This window comes from Pontibacillus litoralis JSM 072002, from assembly GCF_000775615.1.
Taxonomy (GTDB): domain Bacteria; phylum Bacillota; class Bacilli; order Bacillales; family BH030062; genus Pontibacillus; species Pontibacillus litoralis.
The window spans coordinates 326,632-352,251 of sequence record NZ_AVPG01000001.1 but is presented as its reverse complement, the minus strand read 5'-3'; the positions used below and the strand labels follow the sequence as shown (position 1 = coordinate 352,251).

The window sequence follows — 25,620 nt, the reverse complement described above, 5'->3', positions numbered from 1 at the left end:
TCTTGAAACAAAGTGCTCTCCTCATTCGTAAATAAATTATAATAAAACGAAAGATAAGGGGAGAGTTACATGACGTTAAGGCAACTTTATACGTATATTGCCATGGGGATAGGGGTCATTGTGTTAGCTATCATCGGTATAACGAGTTGGTACACAGTTGATGAATCAGAACAGGCAGTTATATTAACGTTTGGGAAAGCAGAAGAAAATATAACAGAGCCTGGTCTCCATTTTAAAATGCCTTGGCCTATACAAGAGCAAGAAACATTATCAAAGGAAACGTATAGTTTTACATTTAACAAAGATGAAGAGAAATCTAAAAATCAAGTGCAAATGATTACAGGTGATGAGAACATTGTGCTAGCTAATTTAGTTGTTCAATGGAAAATTACAGATCCAGCTAAGTATTTATACGGTGCAGAGGATCCTGAGCTCGTGTTAAGTAACGCAACATCTTCCTCCATTAGACAAGTGATTGGAGCTTCTACTATAGATGAAGCGTTAACATCTGGTAAAGCCGAAATTGAAAATGAAGTTAGAGAACTCTTGGTTTCTTTAATTGATGATTATCAAGTCGGAATATCTGTCATAGATGTGAAGTTACAAGAAGTAGATTTGCCAAATGAGAAAGTGAGAGAAGCATTCACGAAAGTACAGGATGCGAGGGAAACGAAGAACACGAAAATTAAAGAAGCAGAAAAATATAAAAATGAGAATTATGAAGAAGCTTTAGGGGAGAAGGACGCTATTATTTCTCGTGCTGAAGGAGCAAAAGTATCCCGAATCCAAGAGGCAAAAGGTGCTGTGGCGCAATTTAATGCACTTTATAAGGAATATAAAAATTCTCCTAACGTCACAGAGGACCGACTCGTCATGGAGACATTAGAGCAAGTATTACCACAGGCAAATGTATACATTATGAATGATGATGGAAATACGATGAAATACTTACCAATCGGTGTGAACACATCGCAACAAACGCCTCAACCTTCGCAAAAAGATGAAACAGAAGGACAATCAGACAAACAAGCAGACAAAGAAGACGAAAATAAAGGAGGAAAAAAGAATGAGTGATGAAAAAGTCGTAAACATGAATAGTAGCTCAAACGGTAGTTATCGAAAGTATGTAAAGTTTAGTATTACTATAGCTGTCTTCCTTCTCCTTTTTTTCCTTTTACTTAGTAGCATGATGATTGTAAAAGAAGGCGAGTACAAAGTGGTTCGACAATTTGGGGAAGTCGTCTCTATTAAGGAAGAGCCAGGATTAGCTTTTAAAGTACCATTTATTCAAAGTGCCACTACTTTATCCAAGAAAAAGCAAGTTTATGATGTGGATGAAAAAGAAGTGAACACGCTTGATAAAAAACGGATTATTATTGATAATTACACTGTTTGGAAAATTACCGACCCAGAAGCGATGATATCGAACGCCAAAACAGTGATTAATGCAGAAGCGAGAATGGGCGAGTTTATCTTCTCTGTTGTTCGATCGGAATTAGGACAAATGAAGCTAGAAGAAATCGTTAATGATGAGAAATCTTCACGTGGTAACATAGATGAAAAAATCACGAAACAGGTGAATGATTTATTAAAGAGAGATAATTACGGCGTAGAAGTGCTAGACGTTCGAATTAAACGTACAGATTTACCTGAGGAAAATGAGCAGTCCGTCTTTCGGAACATGATTTCTGACCGTGAAACGAAAGCGCAAGAATATTTGTCTCAAGGTGAGGCAGAAAAGAATCGAATTGTCGCACAAACTGACCGAGAAGTGCAAGAAATGCTTTCGAAAGCAAATAAGCAAGCAGCTGAAATTCGAGCTGAAGGTGAACAAGAAGCAGCTAAGATTTATAATGAATCCTTTAAGAAAGATGAACAATTTTATCAACTATACCGAACGTTAGAATCGTATAAGAAAACGATTGATGGGGAGACGACTATTATTTTGCCACAAGACTCTCCATATGCTAAAGCTTTATTAGGATATATAGATTAGACTTACTAGAGGCGTCCTTTTTTATTCTATCTCCTTACATGGTAGAATAGATGAAAAGGGACGCCTGTTTTCTTAGGTGTATATGTAAAGGAGTGCTCAGAACGAATGACGAATAAATTAATATTAATTGATGGAAATAGTATAGCATATCGTGCTTTTTTTGCATTGCCGCTTCTTAATAATGATAAAGGTGTACATACGAATGCGGTTTATGGGTTTACAACGATGTTATTAAAAATCCTTGAAGAAGAAAATCCAACCCATATGCTTGTTGCTTTCGATGCGGGTAAAACGACTTTTCGTCATAAAACGTATGAAGCATATAAAGGAGGCCGTCAAAAAACGCCACCAGAGTTATCTGAACAATTACCAATATTAAGAGAATTGCTAGATGCCTTTAACATTTCTCATTATGAATTACCTCTATATGAGGCAGATGACATCATCGGGACGCTTGCTCGAAAAGGGGAGCAGGCTAATTGGGAAGTGAAAGTAATTAGTGGGGATCGGGATTTGCTCCAACTTGTATCTGAGCGTGTTACGGTAGCGTTAACGAAAAAAGGAATCACAAATGTAGAAACATACACCCCAGAATATATGAAAGAGAAAATGGAAATATCGCCCGAACAAGTGATTGATTTAAAAGCGCTCATGGGGGATAGCTCTGATAATATTCCAGGTGTTCCAGGTGTAGGTGAAAAAACAGCCGTCAAATTATTGAAGCAATTTACGACGTTAGAAAACGTATTTGCTAATGTTCAAGAAGTGAGCGGGAAAAAGCTAAAAGAAAAGCTAGAGACTCATCAAGAGGACGCCTTTATGAGTAAAGAACTCGTTACGATTCACGTCGATACTCCTATTGAAACAACTATTGAGCAAATTGGTTACCAAGGTTACGACGTGATGAAATTAAATCAGTTATTCCGTGATCTCGGTTTTCATTCTTTAATTAATCGTATCGAAGGGGAAGAGGATAAGAAACAAGTAGAAGACACCTTACCGGATTTACATGTAACGATAGTAGATCAAGTAGAAGAAAGTATGTTAGCTAATCATACTGCCCTTGTTATTGAAATGCTAGGAGAGAATTATCATGAGGCGTCTATTGTAGGAATCAGTATTGCTCATGATAAAGGAGTTTATTTCATTCCAGCTGATGTCGCTTTACAGTCCTCCGTCCTTAAACAATGGTTAGAAGATGAGAAGCAGAAGAAGATGGTGTTCGATGCCAAGAAAGCTACAGTTCTCATGAAACGTCATGGTATTGATATAAAAGGAATAGACTTTGATTTATTAATTGCATCTTACTTAATCAATCCAGCAGAAAGCCATCATGACATACCTTCTATTAGTCATCGATTAGGTGAAACGTCGATTCGCTACGATGAAGAAGTGTACGGAAAAGGAGCAAAACTGCAAGTACCTGAACAAGATGCACTTTCTGATCATATCGCTCGTAAAGCACATATAGTGAACAAATTAAAACAAACCGTAGTGCAGCAATTGAAAGACAATGACCAATGGGAGCTGTACCATGATTTAGAGTTGCCTTTAACTCTAATATTAGCGGATATGGAACATACTGGTGTTTCTGTTGATGTGGATCGTTTAAAAGGAATGGGGGAAGGGTTACAGAAAAGGTTAGCGCAAATTCAGCAAAACATATATGAATTAGCTGGGGAAACGTTTAATTTGAACTCTCCGAAACAACTTGGTCCTATTTTGTTTGAGAAATTACAGCTACCAGTTATTAAGAAAACGAAAACGGGTTACTCCACTTCTGCAGATGTATTAGAGCAATTAGAGGATAAGCATCCGATTATTTCAGAGATTTTGTTGTATCGTCAGTTAGGTAAATTGCAATCGACGTATATTGAAGGATTATTAAAAGTAGTTGATGATACTGGGAAAATTCATACCCGTTTCAATCAAGCATTAACGCAAACAGGTCGTTTAAGTTCCACAGAGCCGAATTTGCAAAATATCCCGATTCGACTAGAAGAAGGGAGGAAAATTCGTCAAGCCTTTATTCCTTCTCAAAAAGGGTGGAAACTATTTGCTGCTGACTATTCTCAAATTGAACTGCGTGTTCTTGCACACATTGCCAATGATGAGAAGCTCATTCAAGCTTTTAATGATCATGAGGATATTCACACGAAAACAGCAATGGACGTGTTTCATGTTGAGAAGGATCAAGTAACAGATCAAATGCGCAGACAAGCAAAAGCGGTGAACTTTGGAATAGTGTATGGGATAAGTGACTTTGGGCTTTCGCAAAGCTTAGGAATTACGAGAAAAGAAGCGAAAACATTTATTGATCGTTATTTGCAAAGCTATCCAGGAGTGCAAACGTACATGGATGATATTGTTCAAGATGCGAAGCAGAAAGGCTATGTAACGACATTAATGAACCGACGTCGCTATTTACCTGACATTACAAGCCGGAACTTTAATCGTAGAAGTTTCGCAGAACGAACAGCCATGAACACACCAATTCAAGGCACAGCGGCAGATATTATAAAAAAAGCAATGATCGATTTGTATTATACATTAGCCGAAGAACAACTTGAAGCTCGCATGTTATTACAAGTGCATGATGAATTAATTATTGAAGCGCCAGAACATGAACTAGACACATTGAAAGAGCTTGTTGCCAATGTAATGGAGCAAACTGTATCGCTGCACGTACCATTAGTAGTGGATTATGCCTTTGGCGATACTTGGTACGATGCGAAGTAAGGAGAGAAAACTTTCATGCCAGAGTTACCAGAAGTGGAGACAATCAAGAAGACATTAGAACATTTAGTGATAGGAAAAACGATCGAAGATATAACTGTGAACTGGCCTAAAATAATTCAGCATCCAGACGATATCAAGGCGTTTACCATAATACTAAAAGGACAAACAATTCAACGAATGGATCGCCGTGGGAAGTTTTTATTGTTTTATTTAGATACGCACGTACTCATCTCTCACCTTCGCATGGAGGGGAAGTATGGTGTGTTTGGAGCATCAGATTCTTTAGATAAGCATACGCACGTTGTATTTCATTTCACAAATGGAGAACAATTACGCTACAAGGATGTACGTAAATTCGGGACGATGCATGTTTATTCTATTGGAGAAGAGTTTGATGACACACCGATTGCTAAGCTAGGGCCTGAACCGTTTGATGCTTCTTTTACAGATGCCTATTTATTGCAGCGTTTGTCACGGACTAACCGTACTATTAAAACGGTATTGTTAGATCAAACCATTGTGACGGGTCTGGGGAATATTTACGTCGATGAAGCGTTATTTAGGTCATGTATTCATCCATTACGTGTTGCGAAGGAATTGTCGAAAGCAGAAGTGAAAGTGTTACGGCAAGAAATTATTGATACGTTGCAAGAAGCGGTTGATCAAGGTGGGACGACCATTCGTTCTTACGTAAATACGCAAGGGCAAATAGGGATGTTTCAGCATGAGCTATATGTGTACGGAAGAGAATCAGAAGCTTGCCGGCGCTGCTTGACACCGATAACGAAAATGAAAGTAGGCGGCAGAGGTACTCATGTATGTTTACAATGCCAGCATCTATACAAATAAAACGTGATAAAGGCACAGAGTATTTACTCCTTCCATATACTAAATCAGATTATAGTGGAGGGAGCATAACTCATGTCAGATGTCATCACGTTATTCCTTCTTGCGTTTGCAGTAAGTTTAGATAGCTTTACTGTTGGTTTCACCTATGGGTTAAGAAAGATGGGCTTATCGCTTCAAACGATTTTTGTTATCGCTGGTATATCTGCATTATCATTCTTCGTATCGATGATGATTGGAAAGGCGATTGCCTTCTTTCTAACTCCGCAAGTTACCGAATGGCTCGGGGGAAGCATATTAATACTTATTGGTTTATGGGTTATTTTTCAGTTTTTTCGCAGCAATAAAGGATCCGCTTTGGAAAAGGAGAAAGAATCTTTTTTGTGGAAGTGGGAAATTCAATCCCTCGGTATTGTAATTCAAATATTAAAAAAACCCATGAGCGCAGATGTGGATGATTCTGGTTCCATAAACGGTATAGAGGCTGTATTGTTAGGGTTAGCTCTATCCCTTGATGCTTTTGGAGCTGGAGTAGGGGCAGCTATGTTCGGATTTCCGCCAATTTATACCGCTGTTGTGATCGCATTTATGAGTAGTTCTTTTTTGTGGATTGGTTTAAAAAGCGGATATTGGTTGTCTTATTTACGGTGGATTAATGGTTTATCCTTTGTACCTGGCATCTTGCTCATCGTGTTAGGGTTACTAAAAATGACGTAATGGGAGGTTGGAAATATGACAGTTGTATTAGGATTAACAGGAAGTATCGCTACTGGAAAAAGTACAGTATCACTCATGTTTGATGAATATGATATCCCGGTAATTGATGCGGATAAACTAGCCCGAGAAGTAGTCGAACCTGGTGAGCGTGCGTATCAAGACATAGTTGAAACATTTGGGAGCGACATTTTGCGAGTAGATCACAAAATTGATCGGAAAGCATTAGGTGACATTGTTTTTCAAAACGAGGACAAACGTAAAAAACTAAATGCGATTGTTCATCCAGCTGTGAGACAACGCATGCTGCAAAAAAGAGATGAATATGTTCAAGAGGAATGTAAAGCAGTTGTATTAGACATTCCGCTTTTATTTGAAAGTAATTTAGCTCATTATGTAGATAAAATATTAGTTGTATCCGTGGATGAACAAACACAATTACAACGTTTGATGAACAGGGATCAAAGTTCGCAGGAAGAAGCGATGAGCCGGATCAACGCGCAGATGCCAGTAGCGGAAAAAGCTAAGCGAGCTAATGCAGTTATTGATAATACAGGTTCGAAACGGGAAACATATCAACAATTAGAAGCGATTTTAAGACAATGGAATATAATTTAATTTGAGAAGTTAAGATACTCTCCTTTTTGAGGTTATCTTGACTTTTTTTATTGTTCGTTGCCAATTAGGAAATGTGTTATCATTTGCACCCGAATTATTTACTATTGGTGATTTTTTTCCGTTTATATACACAAAAACAAAATGAATGTGTTATACTATTTATGCATAAACAAATGATAGTATATCACATAAGCGGAGAGGGGCAATTGATATGAAGTCTCGTATAGCAATTAATGGGTTCGGACGTATTGGGAGAATGGCATTCCGTCAGGCGGTAAAAGAAGAAAATCTTGAAGTTGTTGCGGTGAATGCTAGCTATCCTCCAGAAACGTTAGCGCACCTTTTAACATATGATAGTGTACATGGACGATTTGATGGTGAAGTGAAAGCGCTTGAAGATGGACTAGAAGTAAACGGCAAGAAAGTGCAGCTTGTTTCATCTCGAGATCCGAAAACATTACCGTGGGAAGAGATGGAAATTGATATCGTAATTGAAGCAACAGGGAAGTTCAAAACGAAAGAAACAGCGGGTGCTCATATAGAAGCAGGTGCGAAAAAAGTTGTTATTACTGCTCCGGGTAAACAAGTAGATGCTACCATTGTTATGGGAGTAAATGATAGCGTATACAGCCCGGATGAGCATGATGTTATTTCTAACGCTTCTTGTACAACCAACTGTCTTGCACCTGTTGTGAAAGTGTTAGATGAGCAATTCGGTATTGAGAATGGCTTAATGACAACGGTTCACGCGTTTACAAATGACCAGAAAAACTTAGACAATCCACATAAAGATTTACGTCGTGCAAGAGGTTGTACACAATCCATTATTCCTACATCTACTGGCGCTGCGAAAGCATTAGGTCAAGTGCTTCCACATTTAGATGGTAAGCTGCACGGTATGGCGTTACGTGTACCAACTCCTAACGTATCTTTAGTCGATCTTGTCGTTGATTTAAAGCAAAATGTAACCGCAGACCAAGTAAATGATGCGTTTCGAAATGCTTCTGGAAGTGAGTTGAAAGGCATTGTTTCTTACTCTGAAGAGCCATTAGTATCTATTGATTATACAACTTCTGAGTATTCTTCTATTATTGATGGACTTTCCACCATTGTAATGGGAGATAATAAAGTAAAGGTGTTGGCTTGGTATGATAACGAGTGGGGTTATTCTAAACGTGTTATTGATTTAGTAAACCTTGTTGGTCATCATTTAAAAAAAGAAGAGGAAATGACCGTTTCTTAAAGGAATAATCCAGTCTTCGTTGCAAAACGATTGGCTTACAAATCGGCAGGGCTCTTAGAGAAGGAGCTTGCCGATTTTTTTATTGCACTTAGCTCAACAGACTATCTGAATGTATTAAATTTGTTCGAAAGCTTGTAAGAAAAGACGCTCATGCCGCCTGATTGAAATGCAAGGTGGTGACTCTAGTGGTACGTAGCTGGGCAATCGAGGAGGAGCGGGTGCCAAGTCTGTGGAAATAGCCCGCTTCAACTGTCTTCCCCACATCAATTTGCTCATATTTTAATAAGAATGTTTAATGATAAATATTACTCATATATAGGATATTAAAATTTTGGTTTTATTGGTATTAAATTTTTAAATTTCTTTTTGATTGAATGTTGCAAAAAGAAGGGAAACCGTATATACTAACTTTTGAACTTCTGAAAAAGAAATGGCTGCTTAAAGGGTTAGGACCTCATCGGACTAACTTTCCCCCGTGGTAGTTCATTGTTGCATGTTTTAGAAGGACACTTAACGCTTGGTTAAAGGGGGATTCCCAATGGATACAATGGGTAGACATGTTATTGCTGAACTTTGGGATTGTAATATTGATAAACTAAACGATATGAATTTAATAGAACAAATATTTGTCGATGCTGCACTAAAAGCTGGGGCGGAAGTACGTGAGGTTGCTTTTCATAAGTTTGCACCTCAAGGAGTTAGTGGTGTTGTTATTATTTCAGAATCACATTTAACGATTCACAGCTTCCCAGAGCATGGATATGCGAGTATTGATGTATATACATGTGGAGATCGAATTGATCCTAACGTAGCAGCACAATATATTGCAGACGCATTAGAATCAAAAATGAAAGAAACTGTCGAAGTGCCACGAGGAATGGGCGCAGTTCAAGTGAATAAAATGAACACATTATAACGGTATGAAAGAGATGTACAAGCTTGTACATCTCTTTTTTTATGCTAATTCAAGGAAAGTATGTAACCTTAATATATTTTTGATATAATGAAACAGAGGTGTACACAAAAATGAATTTTAAACAGTGGATTTCTATATATTTTACAAAACATTCAGAAACAAAAGAAAATCATATAAATGAAGAATTACGTACGCATTATTTTAAAACAACAAAGGAAAAAGCCTTTCAAATATTAAAACAACATTACGAGCAAAGTGCTCATTATGATCTATTAGGTGCTTCAGAAGAACATGGAGAGTTATGTGTTCAGCTTAAACAAGGGAAACAAGCTTTCATTGTTGTTAGTATCATTATGATGAAGCCATATTATACCGCAATCGATTTCTCTGTTACAACAGAATCTAACATGCCAATTGATTTTGGCTTTAGTTATAAAGTAATTAAACAACAATATGAGCAATTAAAAAATAAATTACCCTTTATAGAAACGTCATTGGCGCATAAAATACATGTATAGACAACGGAAACGGAATTTAATTTGGAGTTGATATGTAGTGAAATGCCCCAACTGTGGCTACAAAAACACAAGAGTATTGGATTCAAGACCTATAGAAGAAGGAAAGTCTATTCGGAGAAGAAGAGAGTGTGATGCATGTCAATTTCGCTTCACAACCTTTGAACGTATAGAAGAAGTCCCCCTTATTATAGTGAAAAAAGAAGGGACTCGAGAAGAATTTAGTCGGGAGAAGCTCATGAGGGGATTGATTCGTGCTTGCGAAAAACGCCCAGTAGCTGTCGAAGAATTGGAGAATATTGCTTCTGAAGTAGAAAGAGAGCTTAGAAGTCGTGGCGTTTCAGAAGTACAAAGTAAAGAAATAGGTGAAATGGTTATGAACCGCTTATCGACATTAGATGAGGTAGCGTATGTACGATTTGCTTCGGTTTATCGACAGTTTAAAGATATAAATGTCTTCTTAGATGAATTAAAAGAAATTATGAAGAAAGAATCTGAAGGATGATTGTCGCTTTAGGGCCGGACTACAAGGCTCTTTTCTTGTTTTCGCATCATTATTTATTAGGTGCATGCCAAGTACGTCATCATTGAAAGGAGGAGTAGGTATGAAGCATACTAATATCGGAAAGTTGTTACCTGTAGATGGGTTTATTGTACAACCTCCATCTTTGCTTACTGTTAATATGTCAACTTCTTTAACGCATTTCTATCAACCACTTGTTGGGATAGCAGCAATTTCTTTATATCAAACCTTATTATCCGAACAACCAGTATTCCAAGGCGATATGGAGCCTAGAACCCATCATGTACTTATGAATTACCTTCATTTACCTCTTGATGAAGTATATGAAGCGAGACAACGTTTAGAAGCGATTGGGTTGATGAGGACATTTCAGAGCCAAGAAGAGAATGGAACGGTATATACGTATGTATTACTCAGACCTTTTACTCCTGCTGAATTTTTGGATGATGCTATGTTATCGTTGTTATTGCATCACCATTTAGGAAATGATAAGTATGAGCGGCTGAAGAAAGCTTTTTACGTTAAACCTGTTGTCAATCGAAAGGCGGAGGAAGTTACCTCGACTTTTGAAGATATATTTACGATGAGGGATATAACGCAGCATATGCCACCAACTCTCGGGGAGTCTTCGATGCAACAAACTGTTCATACAAATACTACTGGCGTGAATATTCAAACGGATGTTATTGATATGAACATGTTAAAGCATACACTGCAACAACGCATGTTGCCCGTGGAAGTGATTTTTACGGAAAAAAATAAAAAAGTATTCAATCAATTGGCATCTCTCTATAACTTGGCTACCTATGAAGTAGAAAAGGCGATTCAATGGTCATTAAATGATGCAAACGAATTAATGATCAATGAATTCAAAGAAGCCTGTCACGATATATATCAATCAAAGCAATCAAGTGGGAGCATTCATTTAACGAATCATCGTGATACATGGAAAGCTTCCAAAACAGAAGAACAACAAACGAAAAATGTAGAGCAGTCGGATCAGAAAGAAGATATGCTCATCAATCATTTAGAACAAATATCACCTCGACAATTGCTCGTTGATTTGTCTGATGGTGCAGAACCAACCCAAAAAGAGTTGAAAATGATTCGGGATATTATGACACAACAAGGTTTAACCCCTGGTGTCATGAATGTTCTTATACATTACGTTTTATTAAAAACAGATATGAAGCTTTCAAAACCATATATGGAAACTATCGCGAGTCATTGGTCGAGACTAAAAGTGAAGAATGTGCGACAAGCCATGGATGTTGCTAAGAAAGAAAATCAAAAGTATCAACAACTTGCGACAAAGCGCAAAAATAATAATAATCGTAAGCAAAAGCAAGATATCGTACCAGATTGGTTTAATGACCATCAAAAAGAAAAGAAACAAGCTTATGCGAAGACGAATTCTACGAAGAAAAAGACCGATGAAGAAATTGAACGTGAAAAACAGGCGTTAGCAGAAGCGTTGCAAAATATGGATGATTAGTTGTAGCGTGAATAAATTGATTTAAGGATGAGTGACATGGAACCAATCCAAGCATCATTAAAAAGATGGATGAGAGAGAGTAGAAATTTTAAACACCATTATGAAAATATGCGTCAAGCCATTTTGCAAGACGCTCATATAAAAAAGCTGCTACAACAGCATCCACAATTAACAGAACAAGAAGTGGAGCGACATTTAATTAAGTTTTACGAGTATCAATCGCAAGCAAAAAGCTGTGAGGGATGCCCTTCTATAGAAGCGTGTCGAAACTTAGTTCCTGGTTATACACCAAGTTTGCAAATAGAAGGAAAAACCGTTCGTTTGACGTATGAAATGTGTCCAACTAAACGGAAGCACCAAGAACAAGTAGAGAAACGCTCCTTTATTAGCAGTCTTTATATGCCGAAAGATATTCTAGAAGCGAAGTTTAAAGACCTTGAACCAGATGATCGTTATGAAGCGATTCGCTTAGCGATGAATTATACAGAAAATGTGGAAACCGATAAAGCGCAAAAAGGACTATACTTTTACGGGCGTTTCGGTGTTGGGAAGACGCATATTCTAGGGGCGATGGCAAATAAACTAGCCAATAAACGTATTTCTTCTTATTTGATTTATATGCCAGAGTTCGTTCGGGAGATGAAGTCTTCCATTCAAGACAATTCACTCAATGAGAAGATCGAAAAATTCAAAACAGCTCAAGTGCTTATGTTAGACGATATTGGTGCAGAATCCATGTCTCCTTGGTTTCGGGATGAAGTGTTAGGGTCCATCCTACAATATCGTATGATGGAACGTTTACCTGTGTTCTTTACATCCAATTATTCTTTAGAGGACTTAGAAAAACATTTAATGGTAAACAATCGTGGGGAAATAGAACAATTAAAAGCGGGAAGAATTATCGAACGCATTAGAGCCGTTAGTACCCCAGTAGAAGTAATCGGCCAAAATCGCCGTACAATGGGAAAGTAGCACCGTGAAAAAAGTGTTGGTGCTACTTTTTTTGGTTGTTTAAATGGAAAATGTCATGTTTCACGTCTAATCCCCATATAATGTAACAGTTTCATGGGAAGGGGGGAGAGCGTGAAGGAGATTTGTTTTGAACAGAAGAGAGAAGCGTTATCTTTCAGCGAGTATATGCTTGATATAGACCAATTTGTGCGCTTAAACATACATCGTGAAAACGGTTATGGTGTGTATGTCCATACGAAAGAGGAAACAAAAGAGTGGCGGGATATCCTTACGAACGGGTTGATTCATGTATTTACATTACATAGAGAGCGAACTTGGTTGCATGAAATCCTTCGTTATTGTTATTATTATGAAAATGATGAGGAAATCGCACACATAATGGAGCTATGTCGCTGTTTTTTAGAAGAGCATTCAGAAAAAACGATGGTTCCTCGTCACGTATTAAGTCATGGTCAGCAAACAGATTGGTTGTCAAAAATTTTTGGACATGCGCTCGATGAAGGAAGCACGCTCTTTTTTGAATCGGTTGTTCGGTTTAGAATGAGTGATTATTATAATGAATTAATCGAATTTGTAGGGTATGCGATTGATGAATATAAGCGAGAAGAGGAATATCAAACGCATATTCAATATCTTCGCGATTACATGCAAACGAAGCAATCTAAGATGAATCATTTACTTATTATTCAAAAAGCAGACGATTTTCAATTTTTTAATGAAAGAGGAGAATGGTTAACGAGAGCGATGTTAAAGCAAGTAGTGAAGCAAGAGCCGTTATATTTATGTGGAGTCGATGATAAAGAATGGGACATTACGCCAATTATAGCATTGGCACCAGAGCGCATTTCTTTGTATAGTAATCATGTCGAACATCCGAAAGTATTAACGGTATTAAGTGTGTTTCAAGAAAAAGTAAGCATGAAACCATTAAAGAAGTTTCCTTTTTCACATTTGTTATCTTTGGAATTATAGGCTTGCGTTCCGTTTGAAAAGCCAATATAATAGAACACATAAATAATCATGCAATAATCACTTCATATACAAACGGTTTTGATGAGGACACAAATAAGGTGACACGTCTTATCAGAGAGGGAAGTCTTCGGCTGTGAGCTTCCTAAGTACAGCACTTTATTTACCACCTTTGAACTCTGTTGATGAACAGAAGTAATCAACAGCGTTTTGTCCGCGTTAAGGATGAATGAAGCCATTTCATTGTAAATGGAAATCAGGGTGGAACCACGGGTATAACGCTCGTCCCTTCGCTATGTGCAAGGGACGAGCGTTTTTTAGTTTGTATATGGATAAACAGTAGACTAAGGAGTGGAACACATATGTCAGAAGTTATTCAACTTACATTTCCAGATGGAGCAGTAAAGGAGTTTCCGAAAGGTACAACAACAGAAGACGTAGCAGCTTCTATTAGTTCAGGTTTAAAGAAGCAAGCTGTGGCGGGAAAACTAAATGGAGCGTTAATTGATTTAAGAAGAGCTTTGCCAGCAGATGGAGCGATTGAAATTGTGACGTTAAGAGATGAAGAAGGAATAGAAATTATGCGTCACTCTTCTGCGCATTTAATGGCTCAAGCAGTTAAGCGTCTTTATGGTAACGTTCGTTTAGGAGTAGGACCAGTAATTGAAAACGGCTTTTATTACGATATGGATGTAGAAGAGGCGATTACAGCTGAGGACTTATCGAAGATTGAAAAAGAAATGCAGAAAATTATTAGCGAGAATCTTCAAATAGAACGACTCGAAGTTACTCGTGAAGAAGCAAAGGCAATGTACGAAAAGGAAGGCGATGAATTAAAACTGGAATTACTTGAAGATATTCCAGAAGGGGAGCAAGTAACAATTTATAGACAGGGTGAATTTTTTGACTTGTGTCGTGGCCCGCACGTTCCTTCTACTGGAAAAATTAAAGTAACAAAATTATTAAGTGTATCTGGAGCATATTGGCGTGGAGATAGCGATAATAAAATGCTTCAGCGTATATATGGAACAGCTTTCGAGAAAAAAGAACATTTGAAAGAGTACCTTCAAATGTTAGAAGAAGCGAAAGAACGTGATCACCGTAAACTTGGTAAAGAATTGGATATCTTCACAGTTTCTCAAAAGGTAGGTCAAGGGCTTCCATTATGGCTTCCAAAAGGAGCGACTATTCGTCGTACTATAGAACGCTACATCGTTGATTTAGAAGAGCGTCTGGGATATGATCACGTGTATACACCTGTACTAGGCTCTGTTGATTTATATAAAACGAGTGGCCATTTAGACCATTATGAAGATGATATGTTCCCAATTATGGAAATGGATAATGAAGATTTAGTATTACGTCCTATGAACTGTCCCCATCACATGATGGTTTATAAAAATCAGCTGCATAGCTATCGTAATCTTCCTGTTCGTATTGCGGAGCTTGGCACGATGCACCGCTATGAAATGTCCGGTGCCTTAGCAGGATTACAACGGGTTCGAGCGATGACATTAAATGATGCACATATCTTCGCCCGACCTGATCAATTGAAGGATGAGTTTATTCGTGTCGTTCATTTAATTCAAGAAGTGTACAAAGATTTCGGTTTAGAAGACTATTACTTCCGCCTTTCTTATCGTGATAAAGCAGATACGAAGAAGTATGTAGATAACGATGAAATGTGGGAGAAGGCTCAAGCATTATTGAAAGAAACAATGGAAGAATTAAACTTAGACTACGTTGAAGCTGAAGGAGAAGCAGCATTCTACGGGCCTAAATTAGATGTTCAAGTGAAAACAGCTCTAGGTAAAGATGAAACGTTATCGACTGTTCAACTAGACTTCCATTTACCAGAACGCTTTGACTTAACTTATATTGGAGAAGATGGGAATCATCACCGACCAGTTGTTATCCACCGTGGCGTTGTATCAACGATGGAACGTTTTGTAGCTTTCTTAATTGAAGAATATAAAGGAGCATTCCCAACTTGGTTAGCACCTACGCAAGTTAAAGTTATTCCAGTATCTGCAGAAGCTCATTTGGACTATGCGAAGAAAGTGGAAGAAGCCCTTCGTTATGCTGGTGTTCGTGTAGAAGTGGATGAACGAGATGAGAAAATTGGATATAAAATAAGAGAAGCCCAAATGCAGAAAGTGCCTTATCAGTTAGTTGTTGGTGACAATGAAATAGAGCAGCAAGGTGTAAACGTTCGTCGTTATGGGTCTAAGGATTCCGAAACGAAAGCATTGCAAAGTTTTGTGGAACAAATCAAAGAAGAAATTCAACAGAAACAATAAGTATGAGGCAAGTAGCACCATATTCTATTAAGGATATGGCGCTACTTGCCTAAAATGAAGGTTGCAACGATTAGTTATTTCATGTATTCTAATAAGGGTCATATGTAGCATACGAATTTATTCATTGAACATCATTGTTGACAGTGATGCCTACACATGATATTATGGTAGAAGTGAATTGAATATTGGTCTGAGGCAAGTAGAGGCACCCGCTTCTCACCTGATTGACGTTCTAATGTTAGAATAGTTGACGGGTTTTCCAGTTAATACGAACGGGAACGTGTGGGTGCAGTATGTGTACCGACACTTTTTTATGTTTATATCCATCATGAATACGAACGCTTGTCGAAACAGACACAATTATTTTTTAACTATACCTTGGAGGTGGCTAGTTATTAGCAAAGATATGATTGTCAATGAAAAGATTCGTGCTCGTGAAGTACGCCTGATTGATGCTAACGGTGAACAACTTGGTGTTAAATCAAAGAATGAAGCGTTAGATATCGCTGCAAACGCGAACCTTGATCTTGTAATGGTTGCTCCAAATGCGAAACCGCCTGTATGCCGCATTATGGATTATGGAAAGTATCGTTTTGAGCAACAGAAAAAAGAAAAAGAGCAGCGTAAAAATCAAAAGATTGTTAACGTGAAAGAGGTACGTTTAAGTCCTGGTATTGAAGAACATGACTTTAATACGAAACTTCGTAACGCACGCAAATTTCTTTCTAAAGGCGATAAAGTGAAAGCAGCTGTTCGTTTCCGCGGACGTGCAATCACACACAAAGAACTAGGACAAGAAGTTCTAGAGCGTATGGCTGAAGAGTGTAAAGATCTTTCCACAGTGGAAACAAAGCCTAAGATGGAAGGTCGCAATATGTTTATGATGCTTGCTCCAGTAAACGAAAAATAATCATGGAGTGAGGCGAAACAAAGCTTAAAGGAGGAACTACTCATGCCAAAGATGAAAACTCATAAAGGTTCTCAAAAACGTTTTTCAAGAACAGGTAGCGGTAAGTTGAAACGCTCTCATGCTTACACAAGCCACTTATTTGCTAACAAGTCTCAAAAGCAAAAGCGTAAGCTGCGTAAGACGACTACAGTATCTGCCGGTGACTACAAGCGTATCAAAGATATGCTACCAAGATAATAAATCGAACGGATTATAAGAAAACTAGATATTTTTTTAGGAGGGAACTACTATGGCACGTGTTAAAGGTGGAACAGTTACACGCCAACGTCGTAACCGAGTGTTAAAGCTCGCTAAAGGTTATTATGGTTCAAAACATGCATTATTCAAACAAGCAAAACAACAAGTAATGAAATCAGGTCAATACGCTTATCGTGACCGTCGTCAGAAAAAGCGTGACTTCCGTAAATTATGGATCGCACGTATTAACGCTGCGGCACGTATGAACGACATTTCTTACAGCCGTCTAATGCATGGTCTTAAACTAGCTGGAATCGAAGTTAACCGCAAAATGTTAGCTGACCTAGCTATTTCTGATGAAAAAGCATTTGCAAGCCTTGTAGAACAAGCAAAAGCAGCGCTTAAATAATTGATAGTATAAAGAGCCATTCCTTTTCGTGAGGAATGGCTTTTTTTTACGTCTACATACTTGCATAATAGAAGTACAATTAGGGAACGGGAGGCAAGGAACTCATGCTCATATATGTATATGCTATTACAATCAATCTATTAGGGTTTATCGTGATGGGAATAGATAAACGAAGAGCACGACTAAGTAAGTGGAGAATAGCCGAGAAACATTTATGGACAATTGCATTGTTAGGAGGTGCATTCGGAAATTGGGCCGGGATGTATGTGTTTCGTCATAAAACAAAGCATCGTATATTTATTGTAGGCACCCCTATCATTGTAGTGCTGTATTTCTTTTTATACTTTGTCATAACGGCTCGTCTATTGTCATAAGGATGTACTAATCGTGTATAGAGAAGGGGGATGGGGATGCAACAAATCGGTGCACTCGTTATAAATATTATTGAAACAAGTGGCTTATTTGCACCATTATTGTTCATCAGCTTCCACTTGTTAAGGCCTTTGTTCTTGTTACCTGTCGCCTTTATTTGTATATCAGGTGGTATATTATTTGGTGCGGTTATAGGGTCTATTTATTCCCTTATTGGTGTGACGCTATCTAGCTTCTTGTTTTATAAAGTAAGTAAGAAAACGCCTCAAACAGTTAATAAGCTTATAACGCTCAAGACAAAGCTATTTGGTAAACATTCGTCCCTTTCTGCTAAGCAAATTGCAATATTACGCTTAGTGCCTTTCATTAATTTCCATTTACTTTCCGTTTGTGTGATGGAAATGTCGGTAGGATTGAAAGAATATATGAGAAATTCCTTCTACACGAATATTCCGCTAGCTATCGTATATACGTCAGCAGGTCAATGGTTATCGCGTTTGTCACCTGTTCTACTTGTCCTATTACTATTATTATTGTTCCCTATTTTTCATCTGATGCGTAGGAAAGAATTCATCATTAAGTGGAATGATTTCTTTCAAGCAGAAGGAGCTAAATAACCCTATACAAAAGCGCGCACGTTTGCCCGAAACAAATGTGCGCTTTTTCTATTATTGCAGCAATAATTGGTTAATAGGGTTTTTCCATTCAATTGTTGCATGTGGGTAACGAATAAGTATTTCTTTTTCTATGAAATATAAATCTTGTCGGTCTATTCCCTTTAAACGTTCTGGCTGTTTAACCCATACAGATATAGAAACGACATCGAATGAGTTTTCCGTCGTCCCTAAATACTTTTCCCCTTCAAATAGTATTCCTTTATAGGTGAGGAGAAAATTTTTTTTAACATTGTCAGGATCGTCATGGAAATAGAAATGTTTCTTTTCTTGAGCCAGTTCGAGCTTTCTTTTCGGATTGACTATATATTTGTACCCTGTATAAATGATTGCAATAATTGCAATAAAAATAAGGAGTCGTAAAACAAACACAATCATTATGGTTCCCTCCTTAAGAAGGTAGTCTATCTATTAATGTAATACGATGAAAGAATGATTTGGTTTCATTTTTTTCGAAAAAATATTTGTGACAGCATTCAAAGCTTGTCTATAATAATAAAAGGACCATATGATTTTATTTTACCCTAGAAAAGAGGAACGTCAAAGTGAAGCATTGGAATGAATTATTTACTATGCAAAAGAAGTTAGATGATCGCATTGAATTGGAGCATGGATTAGAGAAGCAAGATTTATTTAGCAATAAGGTGCTTGCATTATTCGTTGAATTAGGTGAATTAGCAAATGAAACACGTTGCTTCAAATTTTGGAGTACAAAAGCTGCGAAACCTCGTGCAGTTATTCTAGAAGAATATGTAGACGGTTTGCACTTTATATTATCCCTCGGTTTAGAGAAAGACTTTCGATTTGCAGGACTTGAACAATCAGGTGACTGTACAAAGGATGCAACAGAGCATTTTCATGCCGTTTTTCATGCCGTACATACGTTTCACCAAGCTCCTTCGCAAACAAATTATGATCTTTTATTTGCGAGCTTTTTGCATTTAGGTATGGCGTTAGGATTTACAGAACAAGCTATTGTACAAGCTTATTATGAGAAGAACAAGGTAAATCATGAAAGACAAGATCAAGGCTATTAGACATACTTTTTGTTAAACTCAGAAAAATTCGATATAATAAAAAAGATTTGAAACTAAAGGAGGACGTAATAATGTCGAAATGGGACGATACTTTATCCATGTTAAAAGAATTAACAGATGCAAATAGTATTCCAGGTCATGAAAAAGAAGCACGCGATGTTATGAGCAAGTACATAACGCCTTACGCAGATGAGGTTTATACAGATAATTTAGGAAGCTTAATTGCGAAAAAGGTTGGAAAAGAAAATGGTCCAAAGGTGATGGTTGCCGGCCATTTAGATGAAGTTGGTTTTATGGTTACTCGAATTGATGATAAAGGATTTATTTACTTTCAAACCGTTGGTGGTTGGTGGAACCAAGTAATGCTTGCACAACGTGTTACGATTATGACACGTAAAGGCAATTTAACAGGTGTTATTGGTTCTAAGCCTCCACACATTCTATCACCAGAACAACGTAAGAAACCAGTAGAAATTAAAGATATGTTCATTGATATTGGTGCAAGTTCTCGTGAAGAAGCAGCAGAGTTCGGCGTTCGTCCTGGTGATTCCGTTGTGCCATATTTTGAATTCACACAAATGCCAAATGAAAAAATGTTATTAGCAAAAGCTTGGGATAATCGTATTGGCTGTGCAATTGCTATTGAAGTGCTTCGTCGTTTGGAAAAAGAATCACATCCGAATGTTGTTTACGGTGTAGGAACAGTACAAGAAGAAGTTGGCTTGCGAGGTGCGAGAACGTCAACCAATACGATTAATCCTGATATTGGTTTTGCGGTTGACGTTGGTATTGCAGGAGACACACCTGGCGTATCTGACAAAGATGCATCAAGTAAGATGGGAGAAGGTCCGCAAATTATTCTATATGACGCATCTATGGTTTCTCATAGAGGATTACGTGAATATGTTGTGGATACAGCTGAAGCTAACGAAATCCCATACCAATATGATTCCATAGCAGGTGGAGGTACGGACAGTGGTGCGATTCACTTAACAGCTAATGGTGTACCAGCACTATCCATAACAATCGCAACTCGATATATTCATACGCATGCTGCTATGCTACATCGAGACGACTTTGAACATGCAGTAGCGTTAATTGTGCAAGTAATAAAAGGATTAGACGAAGCTAAAGTGAAAGAAATTACGTTTCAATAAATCAAACAAAAAAGTACAGTGCTGCTAAAAGCGCTGTACTTTTTACATTAAAGTGGAAAACTTTAATGTTTTTTTTGGATTATACTTAAAATAGAGGAAAGATTACCCGATATAAAAGTTAATTATTTATGAAGGGATGGAGCGTATGGCGTTTTATAAAAAACTAAATAAAAGTTTTATAGAAGGTAAATGGGTAGAGGGAAATGGCCATCGTCTTTTACCAAATACAAATCCGTATAATGGAGAAACGTTTGTGACATTTCAGTTAGCTAATGAACAAGATGTTGACCGAGCGTACAAAAGTGCTAAACAAGCTCAAGGTGAATGGATGAAAGTAAACCCATATCAAAAAAGGACCGTTTTAGAGAAAGCGCTAACATATATTGAAGAGCATGAAGAAGAGATTACGGAAATAATTATAAAAGAGCTTGGGGGAACCCGCTTAAAAGCTGCATTTGAAATTGGTTTAGTAATAAATATACTGAAAGAGGCAGCCACCTATCCGCTACGAATGGAAGGAAGAATTTTACCTTCACCAGTTGATGGTAAAGAGAATCGTCTATACCGGAAGCCAGTAGGTGTAGTAGGTGTGATCAGTCCTTTTAATTTTCCATTCTTTCTTTCGATGAAATCAGTTGCACCTGCTATCGGGGCTGGAAACGGTGTCGTGCTAAAACCACATGAACATTCACCGATTACTGGTGGGACGTTAATCGCCGAGATTTTTGACCAAGCGGGATTACCTAAAGGGTTATTAAACGTTGTTGTAACAGATATAGAGGAAATAGGAGATGCATTTATAGAACACTCTATCCCAACTATTATTTCTTTCACTGGTTCAACAGCAGTTGGAAAGCATATTGGTCAAAAGGCTATACAACATTTTAAAAAGCCTATTTTAGAACTTGGAGGGAACAGTGCGTTTATTATTTTAGATGATGCAGATCTTGATTATGCAGTAGAAGCTGCCACATTTAGTCGATTTACACACCAAGGACAAATTTGTATGTCCGCTAACCGTATTTTAGTACATAGTTCATTATATGAGGATTTCAAACAAAAATATAAAGCTAAGGTTAGTTCTCTTAAAGTAGGGGACCCAAGTGATCCAGAGACGGTGATTGGTCCTGTCATTAATGAAAAGCAAGCTAAGGGCTTAGAAACGTTAATTAATAAAGGAATAAAGGAAGGAGCTGTCCCATTATTAAAAGGCAAAATAGAAGGAAATGTTGTTCACCCTACTATTTTAACTGATGTAACTCCTGCAATGTGCGTGGCTCAAGAAGAATTGTTCGGGCCAGTAGTTACTGTTATGCCTTTTAACACAGATGCGGAAGCGATTTCAATGGCCAATGATACAACATTTGGATTAAGTGGAGCCGTTCATACGAGCAATATTGATCGTGGTGTTCAGTTTGCTCAAAACATAGAAACAGGCATGATACATGTAAATGACATTACGATAAATGATGAACCAATTGTTGCTTTTGGTGGGGAAAAGCATTCAGGGATTGGGAGATTGAATGGCCAGTGGAGTCTAGAGGAATTTACTACAATGAAATGGGTCTCAGTAAATTATAAGCAACGAACATTTCCATATTAACGAAGTGAGGTGCTATCAAGTATGGATACAAGTTTAGAGAATGAGCTACATCCATTGTTAAAAGCATTCGTAACTGTCGCTCCACTTTTAAATAATTTAATGCTGGATGACATTACGGTAGGTATATATGACACAGAGAAACTAATTATAAATATTCCGGCGAAAACATTTTCTCTAAATGTTAAAAAAGGTGATTTACTTGTTGAAGGTGATATTGTTACCAATGCTATTAGAGAAGGGGAAGAAAAAACGGATTTTGTTCCTAAAGAATTATTCGGCTTTCCGCTTATAGCGAAAGCCATTCCAGTCCGAGATGAACATAATATAATTATTGGCGGCGTCGGTGTTGGAACAAGCTTAGAGAAGTCAAATCAATTATATGAAGTAGCTGAAAATCTCTCAGCAATTGTTGAAGAAACGTCAGCAGCCATAAATGATATTTCATCTTCTGTAACAGGTTTAGCTGATCGTGTGAAAAATGTCTCTTCACAGGTCGTTTCTGTGAAAGAAAGCACTAAAGAAATTGGTGACATTTCTACTGCTGTTAAAGGGATATCAGAACAAAGTAATTTGCTTGGTTTAAATGCGTCTATAGAGGCTGCTAGGGCTGGAGAAGCTGGTAGAGGCTTTGCGGTTGTGGCAGATGAGGTGAGGAAATTAGCTCATTCATCTAAGAATAATGTAGGAAAGGTAGATAATATTACCCAAAGAATGCAAGGAATGATAGACGAATTAAATCAATCATTTGCGTATATTAATGATGTAACCGACACCCAAGCGGCTGCAATTCAACAAATGACAGCAACTCTCGAAGAAATAAGCTTCAATACAGAAAAATTAACTCAGATGGCAAAACAGCAAATCACGATTGATTCCTAATAGGGAAGGAGCTTAGCCTTAGCTCCTTCCCTAAAAAATATTATTGTTGTGTAGCTTGTTGAACACCTTGCTCTAACGATTGAATCATTTCTTGCTTTTCCGCTTCATCGGCATTTTTCCAAATCAGTTCAAATAAAACACCAAGACCTGGTAACATCTTCTCTTCCCCGCTTTGAATCGCATCTACAATAGTCGCTTCTAATTCATTAGCATTGTTTCCTGATACATTTGATAATATGGCGTTACGAAGATTTAAATTCATTAGAATATCCCTCTACTTTCGTCATGGAATGTGATTTTAGTTTGACCAGTACGGCTACAACTATGTATGATGGTTAGGAGAAATGAAGTGATTTTGATAGAGGATGATGAAGTTGATTACATCTGTACAAAATGGATATGTAAAGAAATGGCGTAAATTAAAGCGAAAAAGAGGAAGAGAGAAAGAACAAGCATTTTTAATTGAAGGCTTTCATTTAGTTGAAGAAGCGATCAAAAGCAGTTGGGATGTTCAAGAAATCATTATTCGTGAAGATGTTTCACTTCAAAATGAATGGCAATCCTATAATTGGTTTCAAGTGAATCAAGAAGTGTTTAATGAAATCTCTCATACAGAACAGCCACAAGGCATAGCGGCAGTTGTTACGATGAAAGAGCAATCCTTTGCCAATGGCAGTAGAATACTAGCACTAGATGCCATTCAAGACCCTGGAAACTTAGGAACCTTAATTCGCACTGCTGATGCAGCTGGATTCGATGGAATTATTGTTGGAAAAGGAACGGTTGATCCATTTAATGATAAAGTGATACGAGCAACACAAGGGTCTATTTTTCATGTGCCGTTATATTTTGGCGATTTGAATGAATGGCTAACTGCGCTACAACAACAATCCTTTCAAGTATGGGCAACAGCCGTTCACCACGCTACCTCCTATTTGGATATTAAGCCAGTATCTCCCGTAGTCCTTGTAGTTGGTAATGAAGGAGCAGGTGTACAAGAGGAATATTTGCAATTGGCTAATGAGCGTGTTACCATTCCTGTTTATGGTCAAGCAGAATCATTAAATGTTGCCATCGCATCTGGGATATTAATGTATTATTTGCGAACATAGGCTTGCAAGTTTTCTTTAGCTTATCTATAATAGATTAAAGTGAATTTTATATGCTAAAATGCAACGAAAGAGTTAGTAAATGGTTACCCGAATAACGGTTGAAGGGAAGAAATGTCATGGACTGTAAGCATTTCTACCGTTGGAATCATTGAAATTTCACTCTGGAGCTAGCACTTAGACCTTACCTGTGTAAGTAAAGGTGTATCGGATCAAATCCGTTATCAAATGACGAGTGGGCACAATTTACGTGTCAACTAGGGTGGTACCACGTGATTCATATTCAAGTCTCGTCCCTTTTGAGGGATGGGGCTTTTTTTAATGTATATAAAAAAGGAGGAGTAATCATGAAAGAACGTTTGCTAGAACTAAAAGCAGAAGCACTTGAGAAAGTTGCTAATGCAGGTGGTGTAAAAGAGTTACAACAAGTGAAAGTAGAGTATCTAGGTAAAAAGGGTCCTATTACAGAAGTGTTGCGTGGAATGGGGAAGTTATCAGCTGAGCAGCGCCCGTTAATCGGTCAAATGGCCAATGATGTTCGAAGTGACATTTCTTCTGCTATCGAGTCTAAACAAGCTACATTAGAAGAAGCAGCGCTAGAAAAGCAATTAGAGGAAGAGAAGATTGATGTAACATTGCCAGGTCGTCCAATACATGCTGGTGGTCGTCACATTTTAACAAGTATTTTGGAAGAAATTGAAGATTTGTTTATCGGAATGGGATTTGCTGTAGCGGAAGGTCCTGAAGTAGAACAAGATTATTACAACTTTGAAGCACTTAATTTGCCTAAAGGTCATCCTGCTCGCGATATGCAAGATTCATTCTATATTACGGAAGAGATACTTATGCGTACGCATACATCTCCTGTACAAGCTCGGACCATGACGAATAATGAAGGGAAAGGTCCTGTAAAAATTATTTGTCCTGGTAAAGTGTACCGACGTGATACTGACGATGCGACACACTCTCACCAATTTACTCAAGTTGAAGGGTTATTAGTAGATGAGAACGTTCGTATGAGTGATTTAAAAGGTGTGTTAAACGTATTTGCTAAACAGATGTTTGGAGAAGACCGAGAAATTCGTTTACGCCCAAGCTTTTTCCCTTTTACAGAACCTTCTGTTGAGATGGATATCTCATGTAAAGTGTGTGCAGGAGAGGGCTGTTCTGTATGTAAGGGAACAGGATGGATTGAAATTCTTGGTGGTGGTATGGTGCATCCAAATGTGTTGGAGATGGCCGGCTACGACTCTAAGAAATATACAGGATTTGCCTTTGGTATGGGTGCAGAACGTATTGCGATGCTCAAGTATGGCATTGATGATATTCGTCACTTTTATACAAATGATGTTCGTTTCTTAAATCAATTTCATAAGGCGTAAAGGAG

27 protein-coding genes and 2 other annotated features are annotated in these 25,620 nt (G+C 37.7%); of the genes, 25 read left to right on the top strand and 2 right to left on the bottom strand.

The features are described 5' to 3' along the window. Positions 1-69: 69 nt before the first annotated feature. The 19 genes from hflK to N784_RS01680 all read left to right on the top strand — a co-directional run bounded on the left by hflK (position 70) and on the right by N784_RS01680 (position 18,391). Positions 70-1,074, top strand: a complete 1,005-nt coding sequence (gene hflK, locus N784_RS01770) for an FtsH protease activity modulator HflK (protein WP_036831417.1) — start codon at positions 70-72, stop codon at positions 1,072-1,074. Next, complete coding sequence (gene hflC, locus N784_RS01765) at positions 1,067-1,996, top strand: protease modulator HflC (protein WP_036831415.1); 930 nt, start codon at positions 1,067-1,069, stop codon at positions 1,994-1,996. The genes hflK and hflC overlap by 8 nt, the downstream gene beginning before the upstream one ends. 105 nt (positions 1,997-2,101) lie before the next feature. Next, positions 2,102-4,735, top strand: coding sequence for a DNA polymerase I (polA, locus tag N784_RS01760; protein WP_036831412.1), 2,634 nt, complete (start codon positions 2,102-2,104; stop codon positions 4,733-4,735). A gap of 15 nt (positions 4,736-4,750) precedes the next feature. Then, a complete protein-coding gene (gene mutM / locus N784_RS01755) occupies positions 4,751-5,584 on the top strand; it encodes a DNA-formamidopyrimidine glycosylase (protein WP_036831409.1) in 834 nt (277 codons plus the stop codon). A gap of 72 nt (positions 5,585-5,656) precedes the next feature. Further along, positions 5,657-6,298 carry a sporulation membrane protein YtaF gene (gene ytaF / locus N784_RS01750; RefSeq protein ID WP_036831407.1) on the top strand — a complete coding sequence of 214 codons (642 nt, stop codon included), beginning with the start codon at positions 5,657-5,659 and terminating at the stop codon, positions 6,296-6,298. 15 nt (positions 6,299-6,313) lie between these two features. After that, positions 6,314-6,913 (top strand): dephospho-CoA kinase, encoded by a 600-nt coding sequence (gene coaE, locus N784_RS01745; RefSeq protein WP_036831406.1) that lies wholly within the window; start codon positions 6,314-6,316, stop codon positions 6,911-6,913. Positions 6,914-7,124: 211 nt separating this feature from the next. After that, positions 7,125-8,156, top strand: a complete 1,032-nt coding sequence (locus N784_RS01740; RefSeq protein ID WP_036831404.1) for a glyceraldehyde-3-phosphate dehydrogenase — start codon at positions 7,125-7,127, stop codon at positions 8,154-8,156. A gap of 538 nt (positions 8,157-8,694) precedes the next feature. Then, on the top strand, positions 8,695-9,072 hold the full coding sequence (speD, locus tag N784_RS01735; protein ID WP_036831402.1) for an adenosylmethionine decarboxylase: 378 nt from the start codon (positions 8,695-8,697) through the stop codon (positions 9,070-9,072). Positions 9,073-9,182: 110 nt separating this feature from the next. Continuing rightward, complete coding sequence (locus N784_RS01730; RefSeq protein ID WP_036831400.1) at positions 9,183-9,590, top strand: hypothetical protein; 408 nt, start codon at positions 9,183-9,185, stop codon at positions 9,588-9,590. 37 nt (positions 9,591-9,627) lie between these two features. Then, entirely contained in the window at positions 9,628-10,092 is a 465-nt protein-coding gene (nrdR, locus tag N784_RS01725; RefSeq protein WP_036831398.1) for a transcriptional regulator NrdR, read from the top strand. A 100-nt stretch (positions 10,093-10,192) separates the two neighbouring features. After that, the gene (locus tag N784_RS01720; protein WP_036831396.1) at positions 10,193-11,605 is read left to right on the top strand and encodes a replication initiation and membrane attachment family protein; all 1,413 of its coding nucleotides are present in this window, start codon (positions 10,193-10,195) and stop codon (positions 11,603-11,605) included. Between the two features lie 36 nt (positions 11,606-11,641). Continuing rightward, complete coding sequence (gene dnaI / locus N784_RS01715) at positions 11,642-12,577, top strand: primosomal protein DnaI (protein WP_036831394.1); 936 nt, start codon at positions 11,642-11,644, stop codon at positions 12,575-12,577. A gap of 111 nt (positions 12,578-12,688) precedes the next feature. Beyond that, the gene (ytxC, locus tag N784_RS01710; protein WP_036831393.1) at positions 12,689-13,549 is read left to right on the top strand and encodes a sporulation protein YtxC; all 861 of its coding nucleotides are present in this window, start codon (positions 12,689-12,691) and stop codon (positions 13,547-13,549) included. Positions 13,550-13,618: 69 nt separating this feature from the next. After that, positions 13,619-13,839, top strand: a binding site (T-box leader). Positions 13,840-13,908: 69 nt separating this feature from the next. Beyond that, positions 13,909-15,846 (top strand): threonine--tRNA ligase, encoded by a 1,938-nt coding sequence (gene thrS / locus N784_RS01705; RefSeq protein ID WP_036831390.1) that lies wholly within the window; start codon positions 13,909-13,911, stop codon positions 15,844-15,846. Positions 15,847-16,252: 406 nt separating this feature from the next. After that, positions 16,253-16,756: a translation initiation factor IF-3 gene (infC, locus tag N784_RS01700; protein WP_036831387.1), complete on the top strand. Its 504-nt coding sequence runs from the start codon at positions 16,253-16,255 to the stop codon at positions 16,754-16,756. Between the two features lie 42 nt (positions 16,757-16,798). Then, the gene (gene rpmI, locus N784_RS01695) at positions 16,799-16,993 is read left to right on the top strand and encodes a 50S ribosomal protein L35 (protein ID WP_036831384.1); all 195 of its coding nucleotides are present in this window, start codon (positions 16,799-16,801) and stop codon (positions 16,991-16,993) included. Positions 16,994-17,045: 52 nt separating this feature from the next. After that, the gene (gene rplT, locus N784_RS01690; protein WP_036831380.1) at positions 17,046-17,402 is read left to right on the top strand and encodes a 50S ribosomal protein L20; all 357 of its coding nucleotides are present in this window, start codon (positions 17,046-17,048) and stop codon (positions 17,400-17,402) included. Positions 17,403-17,506: 104 nt separating this feature from the next. Beyond that, positions 17,507-17,776, top strand: coding sequence for a DUF1294 domain-containing protein (locus tag N784_RS01685; RefSeq protein ID WP_036831379.1), 270 nt, complete (start codon positions 17,507-17,509; stop codon positions 17,774-17,776). A gap of 36 nt (positions 17,777-17,812) precedes the next feature. Further along, positions 17,813-18,391: a TVP38/TMEM64 family protein gene (locus tag N784_RS01680; protein ID WP_036831376.1), complete on the top strand. Its 579-nt coding sequence runs from the start codon at positions 17,813-17,815 to the stop codon at positions 18,389-18,391. A 51-nt stretch (positions 18,392-18,442) separates the two neighbouring features. Here the strand turns inward: N784_RS01680 and N784_RS01675 are convergent, their stop codons facing one another. Continuing rightward, positions 18,443-18,826: a hypothetical protein gene (locus N784_RS01675; RefSeq protein ID WP_036831372.1), complete on the bottom strand. Its 384-nt coding sequence runs from the start codon at positions 18,824-18,826 to the stop codon at positions 18,443-18,445. A 167-nt stretch (positions 18,827-18,993) separates the two neighbouring features. On the opposite strand from N784_RS01675, the gene N784_RS01670 reads away from it, so the two are divergent. The 4 genes from N784_RS01670 to N784_RS01655 all read left to right on the top strand — a co-directional run bounded on the left by N784_RS01670 (position 18,994) and on the right by N784_RS01655 (position 23,124). After that, positions 18,994-19,485 (top strand): dUTP diphosphatase, encoded by a 492-nt coding sequence (locus N784_RS01670; RefSeq protein ID WP_156965145.1) that lies wholly within the window; start codon positions 18,994-18,996, stop codon positions 19,483-19,485. A 71-nt stretch (positions 19,486-19,556) separates the two neighbouring features. Continuing rightward, positions 19,557-20,642, top strand: a complete 1,086-nt coding sequence (locus N784_RS01665) for a M42 family metallopeptidase (protein WP_036831369.1) — start codon at positions 19,557-19,559, stop codon at positions 20,640-20,642. Between the two features lie 136 nt (positions 20,643-20,778). After that, positions 20,779-22,245 carry an aldehyde dehydrogenase family protein gene (locus N784_RS01660; protein ID WP_408633501.1) on the top strand — a complete coding sequence of 489 codons (1,467 nt, stop codon included), beginning with the start codon at positions 20,779-20,781 and terminating at the stop codon, positions 22,243-22,245. Positions 22,246-22,266: 21 nt separating this feature from the next. Beyond that, a complete protein-coding gene (locus N784_RS01655; RefSeq protein ID WP_036831361.1) occupies positions 22,267-23,124 on the top strand; it encodes a methyl-accepting chemotaxis protein in 858 nt (285 codons plus the stop codon). Positions 23,125-23,164: 40 nt separating this feature from the next. On the opposite strand, the gene sspI is transcribed toward N784_RS01655, so the two are convergent. After that, positions 23,165-23,386: a small acid-soluble spore protein SspI gene (sspI, locus tag N784_RS01650; RefSeq protein ID WP_036831359.1), complete on the bottom strand. Its 222-nt coding sequence runs from the start codon at positions 23,384-23,386 to the stop codon at positions 23,165-23,167. A 106-nt stretch (positions 23,387-23,492) separates the two neighbouring features. Between sspI and N784_RS01645 the strand changes: the two genes are divergently transcribed. Continuing rightward, positions 23,493-24,236, top strand: a complete 744-nt coding sequence (locus N784_RS01645) for a TrmH family RNA methyltransferase (protein WP_036831713.1) — start codon at positions 23,493-23,495, stop codon at positions 24,234-24,236. Positions 24,237-24,290: 54 nt separating this feature from the next. Beyond that, positions 24,291-24,534: a binding site (T-box leader), on the top strand. Positions 24,535-24,580: 46 nt separating this feature from the next. Further along, on the top strand, positions 24,581-25,615 hold the full coding sequence (gene pheS, locus N784_RS01640) for a phenylalanine--tRNA ligase subunit alpha (RefSeq protein ID WP_036831346.1): 1,035 nt from the start codon (positions 24,581-24,583) through the stop codon (positions 25,613-25,615). The last annotated feature ends 5 nt before the right edge of the window (positions 25,616-25,620 follow it).

Excerpts from the sequence above, each read along its gene's own strand:
- hflK (WP_036831417.1), top strand. The coding sequence starts at position 70 with ATGACGTTAAGGCAACTTTATACGTATATTGCCATGGGGATAGGGGTC.
- hflC (WP_036831415.1), top strand. The coding sequence starts at position 1,067 with ATGAGTGATGAAAAAGTCGTAAACATGAATAGTAGCTCAAACGGTAGT.
- polA (WP_036831412.1), top strand. The coding sequence starts at position 2,102 with ATGACGAATAAATTAATATTAATTGATGGAAATAGTATAGCATATCGT.
- mutM (WP_036831409.1), top strand. The coding sequence starts at position 4,751 with ATGCCAGAGTTACCAGAAGTGGAGACAATCAAGAAGACATTAGAACAT.
- ytaF (WP_036831407.1), top strand. The coding sequence starts at position 5,657 with ATGTCAGATGTCATCACGTTATTCCTTCTTGCGTTTGCAGTAAGTTTA.
- coaE (WP_036831406.1), top strand. The coding sequence starts at position 6,314 with ATGACAGTTGTATTAGGATTAACAGGAAGTATCGCTACTGGAAAAAGT.
- N784_RS01740 (WP_036831404.1), top strand. The coding sequence starts at position 7,125 with ATGAAGTCTCGTATAGCAATTAATGGGTTCGGACGTATTGGGAGAATG.
- speD (WP_036831402.1), top strand. The coding sequence starts at position 8,695 with ATGGATACAATGGGTAGACATGTTATTGCTGAACTTTGGGATTGTAAT.
- N784_RS01730 (WP_036831400.1), top strand. The coding sequence starts at position 9,183 with ATGAATTTTAAACAGTGGATTTCTATATATTTTACAAAACATTCAGAA.
- N784_RS01720 (WP_036831396.1), top strand. The coding sequence starts at position 10,193 with ATGAAGCATACTAATATCGGAAAGTTGTTACCTGTAGATGGGTTTATT.
- dnaI (WP_036831394.1), top strand. The coding sequence starts at position 11,642 with ATGGAACCAATCCAAGCATCATTAAAAAGATGGATGAGAGAGAGTAGA.
- thrS (WP_036831390.1), top strand. The coding sequence starts at position 13,909 with ATGTCAGAAGTTATTCAACTTACATTTCCAGATGGAGCAGTAAAGGAG.
- infC (WP_036831387.1), top strand. The coding sequence starts at position 16,253 with ATGATTGTCAATGAAAAGATTCGTGCTCGTGAAGTACGCCTGATTGAT.
- rpmI (WP_036831384.1), top strand. The coding sequence starts at position 16,799 with ATGCCAAAGATGAAAACTCATAAAGGTTCTCAAAAACGTTTTTCAAGA.
- rplT (WP_036831380.1), top strand. The coding sequence starts at position 17,046 with ATGGCACGTGTTAAAGGTGGAACAGTTACACGCCAACGTCGTAACCGA.
- N784_RS01685 (WP_036831379.1), top strand. The coding sequence starts at position 17,507 with ATGCTCATATATGTATATGCTATTACAATCAATCTATTAGGGTTTATC.
- N784_RS01680 (WP_036831376.1), top strand. The coding sequence starts at position 17,813 with ATGCAACAAATCGGTGCACTCGTTATAAATATTATTGAAACAAGTGGC.
- N784_RS01675 (WP_036831372.1), bottom strand. The coding sequence starts at position 18,826 with ATGATTGTGTTTGTTTTACGACTCCTTATTTTTATTGCAATTATTGCA.
- N784_RS01665 (WP_036831369.1), top strand. The coding sequence starts at position 19,557 with ATGTCGAAATGGGACGATACTTTATCCATGTTAAAAGAATTAACAGAT.
- N784_RS01660 (WP_408633501.1), top strand. The coding sequence starts at position 20,779 with ATGGAGCGTATGGCGTTTTATAAAAAACTAAATAAAAGTTTTATAGAA.
- N784_RS01655 (WP_036831361.1), top strand. The coding sequence starts at position 22,267 with ATGGATACAAGTTTAGAGAATGAGCTACATCCATTGTTAAAAGCATTC.
- sspI (WP_036831359.1), bottom strand. The coding sequence starts at position 23,386 with ATGAATTTAAATCTTCGTAACGCCATATTATCAAATGTATCAGGAAAC.
- N784_RS01645 (WP_036831713.1), top strand. The coding sequence starts at position 23,493 with ATGAAGTTGATTACATCTGTACAAAATGGATATGTAAAGAAATGGCGT.
- pheS (WP_036831346.1), top strand. The coding sequence starts at position 24,581 with ATGAAAGAACGTTTGCTAGAACTAAAAGCAGAAGCACTTGAGAAAGTT.